Annotated in this window: 14 protein-coding genes; 3 read left to right on the top strand and 11 right to left on the bottom strand. The window is 63.9% G+C overall.

Annotated elements, in window-relative coordinates:
- Nucleotides 1-102: 102 nt before the first annotated feature.
- From CK220_RS32030 to CK220_RS23185, 11 genes are all read right to left on the bottom strand, one after another.
- Nucleotides 103-252, bottom strand: coding sequence for a hypothetical protein (locus CK220_RS32030; RefSeq protein WP_176479174.1), 150 nt, complete (start codon nucleotides 250-252; stop codon nucleotides 103-105).
- A gap of 122 nt (nucleotides 253-374) precedes the next feature.
- Nucleotides 375-992, bottom strand: coding sequence for a riboflavin synthase (locus CK220_RS23230; RefSeq protein ID WP_095813775.1), 618 nt, complete (start codon nucleotides 990-992; stop codon nucleotides 375-377).
- A 61-nt stretch (nucleotides 993-1,053) separates the two neighbouring features.
- Complete coding sequence (gene ribD / locus CK220_RS23225) at nucleotides 1,054-2,181, bottom strand: bifunctional diaminohydroxyphosphoribosylaminopyrimidine deaminase/5-amino-6-(5-phosphoribosylamino)uracil reductase RibD (protein WP_176479173.1); 1,128 nt, start codon at nucleotides 2,179-2,181, stop codon at nucleotides 1,054-1,056.
- A 2-nt stretch (nucleotides 2,182-2,183) separates the two neighbouring features.
- The gene (gene nrdR, locus CK220_RS23220) at nucleotides 2,184-2,663 is read right to left on the bottom strand and encodes a transcriptional regulator NrdR (RefSeq protein WP_059184872.1); all 480 of its coding nucleotides are present in this window, start codon (nucleotides 2,661-2,663) and stop codon (nucleotides 2,184-2,186) included.
- Nucleotides 2,664-2,876: 213 nt separating this feature from the next.
- A complete protein-coding gene (locus CK220_RS23215) occupies nucleotides 2,877-3,467 on the bottom strand; it encodes a hypothetical protein (RefSeq protein ID WP_245429358.1) in 591 nt (196 codons plus the stop codon).
- Between the two features lie 76 nt (nucleotides 3,468-3,543).
- On the bottom strand, nucleotides 3,544-4,857 hold the full coding sequence (gene glyA, locus CK220_RS23210) for a serine hydroxymethyltransferase (RefSeq protein WP_095813773.1): 1,314 nt from the start codon (nucleotides 4,855-4,857) through the stop codon (nucleotides 3,544-3,546).
- 126 nt (nucleotides 4,858-4,983) lie between these two features.
- A complete protein-coding gene (locus CK220_RS23205; protein WP_095813772.1) occupies nucleotides 4,984-6,624 on the bottom strand; it encodes a Na+/H+ antiporter in 1,641 nt (546 codons plus the stop codon).
- A 138-nt stretch (nucleotides 6,625-6,762) separates the two neighbouring features.
- Nucleotides 6,763-8,016, bottom strand: a complete 1,254-nt coding sequence (locus CK220_RS23200) for a L,D-transpeptidase family protein (RefSeq protein WP_095813771.1) — start codon at nucleotides 8,014-8,016, stop codon at nucleotides 6,763-6,765.
- Between the two features lie 633 nt (nucleotides 8,017-8,649).
- On the bottom strand, nucleotides 8,650-9,165 hold the full coding sequence (locus tag CK220_RS23195; RefSeq protein WP_067001002.1) for a winged helix DNA-binding protein: 516 nt from the start codon (nucleotides 9,163-9,165) through the stop codon (nucleotides 8,650-8,652).
- Between the two features lie 239 nt (nucleotides 9,166-9,404).
- Entirely contained in the window at nucleotides 9,405-9,827 is a 423-nt protein-coding gene (locus CK220_RS23190) for a DUF6163 family protein (protein ID WP_095813770.1), read from the bottom strand.
- Nucleotides 9,824-10,867: an enoyl-CoA hydratase/isomerase family protein gene (locus tag CK220_RS23185; RefSeq protein ID WP_095813769.1), complete on the bottom strand. Its 1,044-nt coding sequence runs from the start codon at nucleotides 10,865-10,867 to the stop codon at nucleotides 9,824-9,826. Before CK220_RS23185 ends, CK220_RS23190 begins: the two co-directional genes overlap by 4 nt.
- Before the next feature lie 168 nt (nucleotides 10,868-11,035).
- Between CK220_RS23185 and CK220_RS23180 the strand changes: the two genes are divergently transcribed.
- The 3 genes from CK220_RS23180 (at nucleotide 11,036) to CK220_RS23170 (ending at nucleotide 13,896) form a co-directional block, all read left to right on the top strand.
- On the top strand, nucleotides 11,036-11,851 hold the full coding sequence (locus tag CK220_RS23180; protein ID WP_095813768.1) for a DUF2066 domain-containing protein: 816 nt from the start codon (nucleotides 11,036-11,038) through the stop codon (nucleotides 11,849-11,851).
- Nucleotides 11,852-12,071: 220 nt separating this feature from the next.
- Nucleotides 12,072-13,103 carry a porphobilinogen synthase gene (hemB, locus tag CK220_RS23175; protein ID WP_095813767.1) on the top strand — a complete coding sequence of 344 codons (1,032 nt, stop codon included), beginning with the start codon at nucleotides 12,072-12,074 and terminating at the stop codon, nucleotides 13,101-13,103.
- A gap of 145 nt (nucleotides 13,104-13,248) precedes the next feature.
- A complete protein-coding gene (locus tag CK220_RS23170) occupies nucleotides 13,249-13,896 on the top strand; it encodes a dihydrofolate reductase family protein (RefSeq protein WP_095813766.1) in 648 nt (215 codons plus the stop codon).
- Nucleotides 13,897-14,076 lie beyond the last annotated feature (180 nt).

Below are 14,076 nucleotides of genomic sequence, written 5' to 3'. Positions count from 1 at the left end.
CGAAGCCGGTTTGATCGCAAGCACAAGATTGCCGCCCGACACAGGTCCAGCATCTCCCGACGACAGATCCGGATCCCAAGCAGCACGATCTTCCGGGCTTCTTCAGCTAGCAGGCGAAGCCTCGAGGATCGAGATCGATGCTCGAGTGCCGATCACCCGCTCAAACACCCCTTCAGACGACAGAAGCCGCATCAGGCGATAGAGCGAAAATCCGAAACCCAGCCTCATGGCTTGCTGCGACGGGTTGGTCATGGATTTCCCTCCGACCAAGAGAAAGCTTACGAGGGGCGTGAGCAGAAGGGAAGCTGAGGCGCCGGCGCGACCTGGCGCCTTTCAGCGATCCGCGCCGCCTCGCCGGAACCCCTCGGCTGCGCTCATAGCCCCTCTTTTGCCGCCTCCGCCAGACGCGCGGCATAACGGGCCATGGTATCGATCTCGATGTTGACGCGATCGCCAGCCTTGCGCTCGCCCCAGGTGGTGACGCTCAGCGAATGCTGGATCAGCAGCACATCGAAGCGCGTAGCTGCCACCTTGTTGACGGTCAGCGACGTGCCGTCGAGCGCGACGGAGCCTTTCGGCGCGATGAACTTCGCCAGGTGGCGCGGCGCTTCCAGCGTGAACCGCACAGCGTCGCCCTCTTCCCTGCGCTCGACGATTTCCGCCGCGCCGTCGACATGGCCGGAGACGATATGGCCGCCGAGCTCGTCGCCGATCTTCAGCGCGCGTTCGAGATTAATCCTGGTGCCGGATTTCCAGCCGGATGCAGTGGTCAGCCTGAGCGCCTCCTCCCAGGCCTCGACCTCGAACCAGCGCGCGTTCGAGCCGTTCTCGGGCAGCGCCGTCACGGTCAGGCAGACGCCGCCGCAGGAAATCGAAGCGCCGATCGCGATCGTTTCGGGGTCGTAGGCCGTGTCGATGCGGAGACTGACGCCTTCGCTGAGCGGCTTCACCGAAGCGACAGTGCCGACGTCCGTAACAATTCCTGTAAACATCAGAGCGAGTCTTCCAGTTGAACCATGATCTTATCCAAAAACCGGTTCCCACTTTTTGGGATCATGGTCTTACCCACTCGGCATAGCTGTCCTCGCCGAAGCGCATCTCACGCAATTTGCGGAAACCCGGCGGGATATGGGCAGCGTCGATCGGCGAGGCGATACCGTCCTCGCCGATCGCCTCCGGTCCCTGGAATAGGACGATGCGGTCAACGAGGTCTTCCGCCAGGAAGGCCTCGGCCACCTTGGCGCCGCCTTCGACCAGCACGCTCGCCATGCCGAGCGCTGCAATATCCTCGAGCAGTTCCGGCAGGGCTACTTCGCTCTCGTAGGTTTCGGTGCCGATGAAGTGCACGCCTGCGCGTTCGAGCGCAGCCCGCCGCTGCGGGTCGGCCTCGGCGCATGCGGCGACATAGAGCGGCACACGATCGACCCCGGAAACAAGCTTCGACGACTCCGGCAGCCGGATCTGGCGATCGAGGATGATGCGAGCCGGGGAGCGGTTCTCCAACCCCGGGAGGCGTACGGTCAGCGCCGGGTCGTCCTCCAACGCCGTGCCGATGCCGACCAGGATAGCGTCGGCCTCCGCGCGCATAAGATAGACTTCGCGCCTGGCGATCTCGCCCGTGATGGTGATCTGGCCGGCGCCTTTGCGGCCGATCCTGCCGTCACTCGAAAGCGCAAGCTTCAGCGTCACTTCGGGACGTTTCTTCAAAGATCGAATCAAATAGCCGGCCATCTGCTCGGCGGCCTCGGTGGCAAGCACCTTCTCCACGACCTCAATGCCGGCGGCGCGCAGGATGGCGTAGCCCTTGCCGGAAACGCGCGGATCGGGATCGCTCGCCGCGCCGACGACGCGCGCAACGCCGGCATTGACCAGCGCCGTGGCGCAAGGCGGCGTGCGGCCGTGATGAGCGCAGGGCTCAAGTGTCACATAGGCGGTGGCGCCGCGGGCCAGTTCGCCGGCTTCGGCCAGCGCCTCGGTCTCGGCGTGCGGCCGGCCGCCGACAGCAGTGACACCGGTGCCGACGATCATCGGGCCGGCGCCGACATCGCGCACGATGATGGTGCCGACGGAAGGGTTGGTCGCGGTGCGGCCGGCATTGCGGCGCGACAGCCTGATGGCCGCCGCCATGAAGCGGCGATCAAGGGCTGCTTGCTCGGCCTCGCCCAATTGAGCTTTCGCCATGATCAGCCGGCGTCCTCTTCGGTCTTTTCTTCGTCGCCCTTCAGTTCGCCCAGCAATTCGTGGAAATCCTTGGCTTCACGGAAATTGCGATAGACCGAAGCGAAGCGGACATAGGCGACGTCGTCGAGCGATTTCAGCGCCTCCATGACGAGCCGACCGACCTCGCCGGAGGCGACTTCCGTCTCGCCGGAGCTTTCGAGCTGGCGCACGATGCCGGTCACGGCGCGATCGATCCGCTCGGGATCGACATTGCGCTTGCGGACCGCGATCTCGACCGAGCGCAGCAGCTTGTCGCGGTCGAACGGCACCTTGCGGCCGGACTTCTTGATGACGACGAGATCGCGCAGCTGCACGCGCTCGAAAGTGGTGAAGCGGCCGCCGCAATCCGGACAGACGCGGCGCCTGCGGATCGCCGCGCCATCCTCGGCGGGACGCGAATCCTTCACCTGCGTATCTTCGGACTGGCAATAGGGGCAGCGCATGGAGAGCCTTGGGTTCGCGATTCAAAACATCATCCCGAAAAGTTGCAGACTTTCGGAGATCATGCTTCAAAAACAAAATCTTAGAGCGAGATCGCGATTCAAGGAAGCGTCATCTCGCTCTGGTGAGCGGAAAGGCTTAGAGCCTTTCATGCCTCAGAGATAGCGAGGCGCGAGAAAGATTGCCAGCGCCCTGCCCCGGCGTGCCCGGTCGGTTCAGGGCGCGACGTCCTTGGTTGGGAATCCGCAGGACGCGCCGAGGTTGCGGTAGGCCTTGGTGAAGCCGTCCATCGGAATGCTGGCGACGGTCTGCTTGCCAAAAACAACATCCAGCGAGGTGACTTTGCGCATGGCGCGCAGCAGAGCGAGACTTGTCTTCGCCTGGTTGTCGACCGTCCAGCTGGGACGACCGCCGACGGCATTCGAATAGACTTTCGCGGAAACCTTGATGCCGGGGTCGCCGAAGGTCGCCGCGATGTCCTTGCCGGTCGGCAGGTCCTTGTTGTCGATAGTGATCATGATGGCGGGATAGGCATCGGGCGGCAACGCGTCGCCGGTCGAGATCGACAGGGTGAGCGTGCCCGCATTGCCGATGCCGTCGACGAAAGCCGCGGAGGCCGCGCAGGTCTTGTGCGCATCCTGCCCGGTGTCGAGCGTGTCGATGATCGTGGTCCACCTGCCGAAGGTGTTTGTGGCCGGCAAACTCGAATCCGGCTGTGCCTGCTCCTGCGCGACCGCGCCGGACACGGCGAAACCGGCCAGCGAGCCGAACAGGGCCACGGCGGCAAGATGGAAAATGCGCATCATCAAGTCTCCAGTTCGGGGCGCCGTTCAACCAGGACGGCGCGCTGCCGGCGGATAAAAGATGACGCGCGGCTTCCGGTCAACCGAGATAAGGATAGAGCGGGAAGCGATCCGTCAGCGCCGTGACCTTGGCCTTGACCGCGGCCTCGACGGCTGCATTGCCCTCGTCGGAATTCGCCGCCTTCAGCCCGTCCAGCACCTCGGCGATCAGCTTGCCGATCTCGCGGAATTCGGCCTGGCCGAAGCCGCGCGTGGTGCCGGCCGGCGTGCCGAGACGAACGCCGGAGGTGACGAACGGCTTTTCGGGGTCGAAGGGGATGCCGTTCTTGTTGCAGGTGATGTTGGCCCGGCCGAGGGCCGCCTCGGCGCGCTTGCCGGTGGCGTTCTTCGGGCGCAGGTCGACCAGCATCAGATGGTTGTCGGTGCCGCCCGACACGATGTCGAGACCGGTTTCCTGCAGGCTGGAAGCCAGCGCTTTGGCGTTGGCGAGGATGCTCTCGGCATAGGTCTTGAAGCTCGGCTTCAGCGCCTCGCCGAGCGCCACCGCCTTGGCGGCGACGACGTGCATCAGCGGGCCGCCCTGGAGGCCGGGGAAGACCGCCGAGTTCATCTTCTTGGCGATCTCCTCGTCGTTGCAGAGGATCATGCCGCCGCGCGGCCCGCGCAGCGACTTGTGCGTGGTGGTGGTCACGACATGAGCATAAGGCAGCGGCGACGGGTGCACGCCGCCGGCGACCAGACCGGCGATATGGGCCATGTCGACCATGAGATAGGCGCCGATCGAATCGGCAATCTCGCGGAAACGCTTCCAGTCCCAGATGCGCGAATAGGCGGTGCCGCCGGCCAGGATCAGCTTCGGCTTCGTCTCGCGCGCCGTCTTCTCGATCGCGTCCATGTCGAGCAGATGGTCGTCCTTGCGCACGCCGTAGGAGACGACCTTGAACCATTTGCCGCTCATGTTGACCGGCGAGCCATGCGTGAGATGGCCGCCGGAATTCAAATCGAGGCCCATGAACGTGTCGCCGGGCTGCAGAAGCGCCAGGAAGACGGCCTGGTTCATCTGGCTGCCGGAGTTCGGCTGGACATTGGCGAAGTTGCAGCCGAAAAGCTTCTTGGCGCGCTCGATGGCCAGTTCCTCGGCCACGTCGACGAACTGGCAGCCGCCGTAGTAGCGCTTGCCCGGATAACCCTCGGCATATTTGTTGGTCATGATCGACCCCTGCGCCTCGAGCACGGCGCGGGACACGATGTTTTCCGAGGCAATCAGTTCGATCTCATGGCGCTGGCGGCCAAGCTCGTTGCGGATGGCGCCGAAAATTTCCGGATCGGCGTCGGCAAGCGTGGTCTCGAAGAAGGATTCGAATTTGTTGGAGGCTGCCGCGGCATTTGACATGGCTTGCTTTCCCTTGGGGCCGGAGGTCTGCGAGGTCGCCGCGCCATTAACACAGTTGATTGGAGCCCGCCACGTTTGCGGCGCGAAATTTGCTGGCCGGATTGCGCCAAGCAAGTCGGCTGAACGCTATTTCCTGTCGCGCCGGCTTTTGAGCAGCGCTTCGGTCAAAGTGATCTCGGAAAGCAGCGCCCGCATCGTGTGGTCGTTGATTTGGCGGCTGCGGAACATGGCGCGCACGGCGGCGCGCTCCGCCTCGACGCCGGCGTGCCTGAGTTCAAGCTCCAGCCGCCCAGATTCGCGCGCCTCGGCGTGCGCCTCTTCGGCCTCGTCGGAAGCCGCGATGCGGCGCCGATAGCCGGCAACGATGCTGTCGGCGACCGCGAGCCGGGCCTCGGCCGCCTCGCCTTCGCCGCCCTCGCTGGCGAGGCTCTCGATCTTGGCGATGGCGGCGTTGGCGGCGCCGACACGCGCGCGCCGCTCCTCGGCCGCACCCGGATCCTCGCCCGGCTCGACCAGCCCGCGGGCGATCCTCGGCAAGGCAAGGCTGGCGATGACCAGCGAGCAGATGATGACGCCGGCGGCGAGGAAGATCACCACGTCTCGCGCTGGAAAGGGCGAGCCATCCTGCAGTGCGAGCGGCAGCGACAGGATGCCGGCAAGCGTGATCGCGCCGCGCACGCCGGCCACCGATCCGGCCAGCCTGACGCGGAAACCGAAGAGCTCCGCCTTGCGCTTGCCGAGCCGCGCGGCGATCATCGACGCCATGTCGCCGACCCAGATCCAGAGGAAGCGCAGGCCGATCACGCAGAGCGTCAAAATGAGCACGGTCAGCGCCGGCTCGAACAGCCAGTACCGGCTGGTGAGTTCCGGCGGGACCCTGCGGATGACGTCAGGAAGCTGCAGGCCGAGCAGGATGAAGAGAGCGCCGTTGAAGACGAAGGTCAGCGTCGACCATAGCGACATCGCCTGGATCCGCGCCGAGACCGACAGAAAGCGGAAAATGCCGGAGGTGCCCGTAAGCAGACCGGCTGTGACCGCGGCCAGGATGCCGGAAGCGCCGACATGCTCGGCGCTGAGATAGGCGACGAAGGGCAGCAGAACCATCACCAGCACCTGCGCCCCCGCCGGCGTGCCGCCGATGCGGCCAAGCACCTGCAGCGCCTTGGCGGCGACGAACAACGCCGCAATGCCCGCGAGGATGCCGGCCGCCACGGCGTAAAGAAAGCTCAACGAGGCGTCGGCGAAAGAAAAGCTGCCCGTCAGCGCCGCCGCGACAGCAAAGCGGAACATGACCAGGCCGGAGGCATCATTGAGCAGGGATTCGCCTTCCAATATGTGCATCAGCCGTGCCGGAACGACATTGCGGTCGACGATCGAGGACACGGCAACGGCATCGGTCGGTGACAGCACGGCGGCTAAGGCGAAGGCGACCGCCAGCGGGATGCTTGGCACCAGCCAGTGCAGGGCATAGCCGAAGCCGACGATGGTGAAGAAGACCAGTCCGATGGCGAGATCGAGGATCGGCCCGCGCAGCTCGATCAGCTCCCGTTTCGGCGCCGCGAAGGCATCGCCGAACAGAAGCGGCGGAATGAACACCAGCAGGAAGAGTTCCGGATCGATCTCGACATGCAGTCCCTTGGCCGGCCAGGCAAGCGCGGCGCCGATCGCAATCTGCAGCACGGGGAGCGGCACCCGCACCAGCCGTACGAGAGCGCCGGAAAGCGCCACGAAAGCGAGCACGACGAGAATGAACACGGCGACGTCCATGATGCGATTCCGGCTGTTCGCGCTTTTAAGTCTCAATTCGACGCATGCGGTTCTGCCAAAGCCGCTGCGCACTTTTGGGCGACAGGCAAACAAAAAAGCCGCTCCAAGAGCGGCTTTTTCGCGATTTATGTCAATCGCTTACAGCGCAGAAGTAATCTGCAGCTCGCTGTTGCCGTCGAGGCCGTAAATGTCGTCGCGGAACTGCACGACGCCGGGTCCGGTCGACCATGCCGACAGATAGAGGAAGTGGACCGGCACCGGGTTGACGACCTGAACCGGCGTATTCTCGCCAGTCTTGATCGTCGCCTCGAAATGCTGGCGGTCCCAGCCTGGCGTGTCGCGCAGGATCCAGGTGACGAGGTCGCGCACATTCTGGACGCGCACGCAGCCGGAGGAATCGAAGCGCATCAGCTTGCCGAACAGGCTCTGCTGCGGCGTGTCGTGCATGTAGACGCCGTCCGGGCTCGGGAAGTTGATCTTGACCGAGGCCATGGCGTTGCCGGCGCCGGGATCCTGGCGAAAGCGGTACTTCGCGGCATCGTCCGTCGACCAGTCGACGGTCATCGGATCGACCTCGCTGCCGTCAGGCGCGAACAGCCGGATGTGGCTGTCCTTGAGGTAGTTCGGGTCCTTCCGCATCAGCGGAATGATATCCTTGCGTACGATCGAGACCGGCGCGTTCCAGTAAGGATTGACGATGATCTCGTTGATCTTGGAATTCACGATCGGCGTCTGGCGGTCGATCTTGCCGACGATCGCGGTGTGGCGCAGCACGACGCGGTCATGCTCGACGGCTTCCACCTGCGCCGCCGGAATATCGACCAGCACATAGCGGTCGCCGAGCGTGCCCGCCTTCTCGCGCAGCCGCTGCAGATTGGTCTGCAGTTGGCCGAGGCGGATCGGCGCCGGCACGTTCATCGCCGTATAGGTGTATTTGCCCATGGAGCCGTCGGCCGGCAGGCCGTGACGGAGCTGGAAGCGCTTGACCGCCGAGTCGACATAGGAATCGAACGCCGTCGAAATGCCGGCGCTCTGCGACAGGTCGCCAGAGGCCATCAGCCGCTTGCGCAGCGGCACGACATCCGGATCGTCGACGCCGAGCTGCAATTTCTTGGTCGCCGGAACCTGCTCCCAGCCGCCCTGGCTGACAATGCCCTGGTACTGGGCCACCGCCTGCTCGGTGAAGGCTACGGTCTGCAGGCTGAAGATCGGCAGCGTCGAGGCAACCTTGCCGGTCTCGCTGGCACGGGCGTCGAACTGGTCGTCCCAATTGCCGCGGGTCGAGGATTTCAGGATGTCGCCGATCACATCCTGCGCGCTGGCATGGCCGGCGACGACGGCGGCGGCGAGCGCGGAGGCTCCGGTCAGGAAGAAACGGCGGCTGGTTCTCATGGACGTTCCAGACATTTTAGCTGTATCTAATCTCGCTCAGTTCGCTCTGCTGGCGGGTCGCCCGCACTCTAGGGTCGGCAATCTTAACAATTAGCCAACCATGTCCCGCACGCTCGGCCGCCAGAAACGCGCGGCCGCAGCGCCGGGTCCAATGAGCGCAGGGCCACGGCCGCAGCATCACCCGCATTCTCGCTTTCACTGCGATTATGGCGGCAACGTGACCTTGGCCCGCGATTTGCCCCCGGCGAGATGATCAAAAATGGGACCGAGGCTTTTTGGCATCGCCGGCAGCGGCGGGTTCACCAGATGCCCGCCGTGACCCTCGGTTTGCGCCTATTTCACCCGGTTCGGGCAGAGGGCTTTGAACTGCTCCAGCGTGTAGTCGTAGCCCGAGGTCCCGACCCATCCAGCATCACGTTGTCGTCAGTGCCGGTGATCTGATAGTCCGTCGGGCTTCCGGCGGGAGTGCGCCCCCAGAGCTTCCACGCGCTCTGCTCGGCGGTCAAGCGCCCTGCTGCCGCCCCGCTTTCGCAAAGGAAAAGAACCGGCACCTTCCAGCACCGGCCCCATTGCTCATTTCCCCCGCGCCGCGCTCCTTCGGCGCGGCCTCGTTGTCTCAAATTTCGAATGCGCTTACATCCGGTAAGCGATCGTGTCGTTCCAGAAGCGATCCAGACGCTGGAGCGCGCGGTTCATCTGCTTGAACTCGTCGGTGTTGATGCCGCCGACCGCCTCGATCGAGCCGACATGACGCTCGTATAGGCCGGCGACGACCTCGGCCACCTCGTTGCCCTTCGGCGTCAGCGAGACGCGGACCGAGCGGCGGTCGATGCGCGAGCGCTGGTGGTTGATGAAGCCAAGGTCGACCAGCTTCTTCAGATTATAAGAGACGTTCGAGCCGAGATAATAACCGCGCGAGCGCAGCTCGCCGGCGGTCAGTTCCGAATTGCCGATGTTGAACAGCAGCAGCGCCTGGATGGCGTTGATGTCGGAGCGGCCGTTGCGGTCGAACTCGTCCTTGATCACGTCAAGCAGACGGCGATGCAGACGCTCCACCAGCTGCAGCGATTCCATGTACAGCGAACGGATCGCCTCGCGGCGATCGTCGGAAACGTTGGCGGTCTTCGCCGCCGGACGCGAATTGATCATTGTCTTTGCCTCTCGTTTGTCGCCCGGTGATTTTTTGTTCTTCACCTTGATCGCGACACTATCGAATACTCATAAAATTCGACTTAAACGCCAGGGCTAACAAGAGCTTACCGGTAAGAGGTTTCGAAAGAGGCTTAACGAACGGTCATGCGAGCAAGAACAATTAACCTAAAGATTTAGCCAACGGTTTTGCGGCGGTCGCCGACCCCGTATCTAGGTTCCTGACGCCGCCCGGCAAGCTATTGCCTGAGCTGGCGCTTCTGCAGCCAGATGACCACGCGGAAGACGATGTAGAGCAGCGCCACGCAGGCATGCGAGACGACGATCAGCAGCCGGTGGCCGAAGAGATTGGGAAAGCCGGCATACATGACGGTCTCGGTGGCCGCACAGATGAACCAGATCACCGGCCCCCAGGAGGCAAGCATCCAAAGGCCCGCGGCGGCGAAAGGAAAGAAAACGGCAAGCGTGGCTGCGGCCACCTGCCAGTGCACCGGCATCAAATCGAAGCGCCAGAGCTCGCCCGGATAGATGCCGATCAGCCGGACCCAGTAGAGGACGCCGAACAGCAGGCAGTAGCCGGCAATGACCCGTTGGAACCAGGCGAAGATGATCTCGGTGGTCGAGGGCTGCAGCACCACACGCCTGGAGGTGACCTCGCTCACAGCTCGAGCTCCCCGGCCCCGAGCGGCGCGAAATACGCGTCGACATCGGCCGCGCTCACCGCATCGAGGCTGGCGGGCCACCATGCCGGCTTCGAACCCTTGTCGATGATGGCAGCGCGGATGCCTTCATAAAAGTCGTGGCCGGCCAGCATGCGGTTGAGGATGCGGAACTCCATCTTCATGCACTCGTCCATCGACAGCGTCGACCCGGCGCTGATCTCGCGCCAGGCGACGTTGAGGCTGGTCGGCGAACGGGTCCTGATCGTCGCCAGCGTCTTGGCGGCGAAAGCGTCGGTGGCGGATGCCCGTTCCAGGCTGGCAACGAGATCGGCGAGCGAGGGCTGCGAAAAATGGCGGACGATCGATTCCAGATCCTGCGGCTCGGTCTCGCGTTTTGCGGGTATGAAGAAATCGCGCAACTCCGCGTTCGCGTCGCCGCTTGTCGCCAGTTCGTCAAGCAGCCCTGCCTGGTCCTCGGCCTTGATCGCGTGGGTGGCGAGGCCCGACCACAGTGCATCTCCATAGCGGATGCGGTTTCCCGTCAGCCCCAGATACATGCCGAAGCTGCCGCCGAGATCGGGCAGCAAATGGCTGGCGCCGACATCGGGGAAGAAGCCGATGCCGACTTCCGGCATGGCGAATTGCGCGTTCTCGGTCAGCACGCGATGTGAGCCGTGGAAGGAAATACCGACGCCGCCACCCATGACTATGCCGTCGATCAGCGCAACATAGGGTTTGCTGAAGCGGGCGATGCGGGCATTGAGCCGGTACTCGTCGGCGAAGAAGTCGACAGGCGGCTTGCCGGCGCGGCCCGCCTCGTAAATGTGCAGAATATCGCCGCCGGCGGAAAATGCCCTGCCCTCAGCCTTGACGACGACGACGGCGACGCCGGCATCGCCCTCCCAGGCGTCAAGCGCCCTGCCGAGCGCCTTGACCATGCGATGGGTGACGGCATTGAGTGCCTGCGGCCGCGTCAGTGTGACGACGCCCGCCTTGCCTAAACGCTCGAAGCGAATCTCGTCGCCTCCGTCAAAATCCATCGCCAGAGAATCCTCCTCTCCGCCCTTCCAAGGGGGATTGAAGTGCTAAAGGCGGCATAGGGATGCGTCAATGGCAGCATCGCCGCGCTGGCGGCCAGCCGCTTCCGGTGTTAGGTAACCGGCAAAGTGTTGCGCCCACGCGGCGCGACAGATTTCGAGCTAATCGCCATGGCTGGGTTTTCTCGTCTCGTTGCTGGATTGGCAGGTCTCCTTTTTCTGGGAGTTGCGCCGGCCGCCGCCGAGGTAGCCTCCGAACTCTACCTGGCGCAGACGATCGTGACCGGCACCGGCGAGCCGAACCGCGAGATCGGCTTCAAGGATTGCCTGGACAAGGTGCTGGTCAAGGTTTCAGGCGATCAGCGGCTGACGCAGAAGCCGGAGATGCTGGCGCTGCGCAACAAGGCAGCCGACTTCGTCCAATTCTTCCGCTACCGTGACCGGCTGGAAGGCGTCCCGATCCATGACGAGCAAGGCACACATGACCGGCCACACGATCTCACCTGCCTCTACAAGCCCACCGTAGTCGACAAGCTCCTGGCGCAGCTCGGCAGCAAGCCGTGGCGCGGCGAGCGGCCGCTGATCGCCGTCTTCATAGCGGCCGAGCAAGGGGCGCGGCATTTCGTGCTGACGGCCGACGAGGATCGCGGCGAGTCAATGCGCTTGTCCTTTGCCAACGCCACGGCGCCGCTCTCGATGCATGTCAGCTTTCCAAGTGCTGACCAGCTCGCCGGCCTCGACGACAAGGCGCTGCGCACTGCCGATATGGCAAAGCTCGACCGGCTCGCCCGGCAGGCGGGTGCCGACCGGGCGCTCGCCGGCAGCATCTTGTGGAGCGACAAGGAACTGGGCTGGATCGCCGACTGGCGGCTGGCCGAACACGGCAAGACCTATCAGTGGCAGGTGCGCGGCGTCAGCTTCGACGAGGCTTTTCGCGTGGCTGTGAAGGGCGCGGCACAGATTTTGTCGGGAAATGGACAGCCGTAAACGCCGGCGCGGCCCCTCATCGGCCTGCCGGCACCTTCTCCCCGTGAAAGACGGGGAGAAGGGAAGTGCTCCAGCGCCGGCGATCCCCTCCCCGTTCTTCACGGGGAAAGGACAAGGGTGAGGGGCAGCGCCGACATAGCAAGGAACTGGCACAATCGTGTCGCATTGGTGAGCGGCAGGTGCGCATGGTAAAAGCCGGGACGACAAGAGAGTTTTGGCGATGAACAAGTTCACCCCCGCAAAGCCTGCCGGCGCCCGCAGCGTCGACGAGATCACAGGCAGCCGCAGGCTGCGGCGCATGCGCAAGGCCGACTGGTCGCGCCGGTTGGTGCAGGAAAACCAGCTCTCGGTGAACGATCTGATCTGGCCGATCTTCGTCGTCGACGGGGAAAATGTGCGCGAGGCGATCGCCGCCATGCCGGACGTCTACCGTCTGTCGGTCGACCTCGCGGTGAAGGAAGCGGAGCGCGCCGCCAAGCTCGGCATCCCGGCGATCGCGACTTTCCCCAATATCGAGCTTTCGCTGCGCGACCAGACGGGCTCGCATATCCTCGATCCCGACAATGTCATCAATCGGGCCACTCGCGCCATCAAGGACGCGGTGCCGGAAATCGGCATCATTACCGACGCGGCGCTCGATCCGTTCACCAGCCATGGCCATGACGGCATCCTGCGCGACGGCATCATCGTCAATGACGAAACCGTCGAGCAGGTCACGGCCGCCGCCGTCATCCAGGCAGCCGCCGGCGCGGACATCATCGCGCCGTCCGACATGATGGATGGACGCATCGGTGCGATCCGCGACGCGCTGGACGCCAATGGCTTCCAGGAGGTGGCGATCATGTCCTACGCGACGAAGTTCGCCTCCGCCTTCTACGGCCCCTATCGCGAGGCGGTGGGCACCGCCGGCCTGCTCAAGGGCGACAAGAAGACCTATTACATCGACCACGCCAATTCCGACGAAGCCGTGCGCGAGGCCGAGCAGGATCTGGCCGAAGGCGCCGACATGCTGATGGTGAAGCCGGGGTTGCCCTATCTCGACATCATCCGCCGGCTGAAGGACGAGTTCCAGATGCCGACCTTCGCCTACCAGGTGTCGGGCGAATATTCGATGATCAAGGCGGCCAGCGCCAATGGCTGGATCGACGGCGAAAAGGCGATGCTGGAATCGCTTCTCGCGCTCAAGCGAGCCGGCTGCGACGGTGTCCTCACCTATTTCGCGCCGACCGTAGCGGAGATGCTGAGGGGCTAGGCCCAGGCGCCATTTTAAATTCTCGCTGCGTCACTGGGCGCCCCCCGACGAGTTGATTGCTCGCCGGAAAATGCCGCTTGCATTTTGCAATCGGTTAAGCTACTTCATAACTGCTTGCGAATTACAATCGGTTTACGAGGGCATCATGTCCAAGCTGCGCGTCAACGCTTTCACCCTGTCGCTGGACGGCTACGGCGCAGGCCCCGATCAGACTCTCGAAAACCCGCTCGGCGTCGGCGGCGAAGGACTGCATAAATGGATGATCGGCACGCGCACCTTTCGCGAGATGGTGATCGGCAAAGATGGTGGCACCACCGGCGTCGATGACGGCTTCGCGGCGCGCAGCTTCGAGAATGTCGGCGCCTGGATCCTCGGCCGCAACATGTTCGGGCCGATCCGCGGCGAATGGCCGGACGAGAGCTGGAAAGGCTGGTGGGGCGATAATCCGCCCTATCACGTGCCGGTCTTCGTGCTCACCCATCACAAGCGAGCGCCGATCGTCATGGAAGGCGGCACGACGTTTTACTTCGTCACCGACGGCATCCATTCGGCGCTCGAACAGGCCAAGGCGGCCGCCAAGGACAAGGATGTGCGGGTCGGCGGCGGCGTCGCCACGATCCGGCAATATCTGAAGGAAAACCTGATGGACGAGATGCATCTCGCGATCGCGCCGATCCTGCTCGGCTCCGGCGAGCAGCTTTTCGCCGGACTGGACATGCTGAAGCTCGGCTACCGCTGCACCAGCCAGGTCGCGACGGCCGATGCGACGCATGTGATGATCGGGCGGGCGTGAACTTGGCGATTGGCCAAACCGGTGAAACGGCCCTTTCTCCCCGTCACTATACGGGGAGAAATGCCCGGCAGGGCAATGAGGGGCAGCGCTGCCGGTTGAAGACTAGAGCGGGATGAATTTGGATTGAATCGAAGGGATTCCCAAGGGTCTGCAAATCAGATTCAAGATGCTGGCTGGGAA

It is taken from the genome of Mesorhizobium sp. WSM3860, from assembly GCF_002294995.1.
In the GTDB taxonomy this organism is placed as follows: Bacteria; Pseudomonadota; Alphaproteobacteria; order Rhizobiales; family Rhizobiaceae; genus Mesorhizobium.
This window is presented reverse-complemented; position numbering and strand designations above follow the sequence as displayed.

Excerpts from the sequence above, each read along its gene's own strand:
- CK220_RS32030 (WP_176479174.1), bottom strand. The coding sequence starts at position 252 with ATGACCAACCCGTCGCAGCAAGCCATGAGGCTGGGTTTCGGATTTTCG.
- CK220_RS23230 (WP_095813775.1), bottom strand. The coding sequence starts at position 992 with ATGTTTACAGGAATTGTTACGGACGTCGGCACTGTCGCTTCGGTGAAG.
- ribD (WP_176479173.1), bottom strand. The coding sequence starts at position 2,181 with ATGGCGAAAGCTCAATTGGGCGAGGCCGAGCAAGCAGCCCTTGATCGC.
- nrdR (WP_059184872.1), bottom strand. The coding sequence starts at position 2,663 with ATGCGCTGCCCCTATTGCCAGTCCGAAGATACGCAGGTGAAGGATTCG.
- CK220_RS23215 (WP_245429358.1), bottom strand. The coding sequence starts at position 3,467 with ATGATGCGCATTTTCCATCTTGCCGCCGTGGCCCTGTTCGGCTCGCTG.
- glyA (WP_095813773.1), bottom strand. The coding sequence starts at position 4,857 with ATGTCAAATGCCGCGGCAGCCTCCAACAAATTCGAATCCTTCTTCGAG.
- CK220_RS23205 (WP_095813772.1), bottom strand. The coding sequence starts at position 6,624 with ATGGACGTCGCCGTGTTCATTCTCGTCGTGCTCGCTTTCGTGGCGCTT.
- CK220_RS23200 (WP_095813771.1), bottom strand. The coding sequence starts at position 8,016 with ATGAGAACCAGCCGCCGTTTCTTCCTGACCGGAGCCTCCGCGCTCGCC.
- CK220_RS23195 (WP_067001002.1), bottom strand. The coding sequence starts at position 9,165 with ATGATCAATTCGCGTCCGGCGGCGAAGACCGCCAACGTTTCCGACGAT.
- CK220_RS23185 (WP_095813769.1), bottom strand. The coding sequence starts at position 10,867 with ATGGATTTTGACGGAGGCGACGAGATTCGCTTCGAGCGTTTAGGCAAG.
- CK220_RS23180 (WP_095813768.1), top strand. The coding sequence starts at position 11,036 with ATGGCTGGGTTTTCTCGTCTCGTTGCTGGATTGGCAGGTCTCCTTTTT.
- hemB (WP_095813767.1), top strand. The coding sequence starts at position 12,072 with ATGAACAAGTTCACCCCCGCAAAGCCTGCCGGCGCCCGCAGCGTCGAC.
- CK220_RS23170 (WP_095813766.1), top strand. The coding sequence starts at position 13,249 with ATGTCCAAGCTGCGCGTCAACGCTTTCACCCTGTCGCTGGACGGCTAC.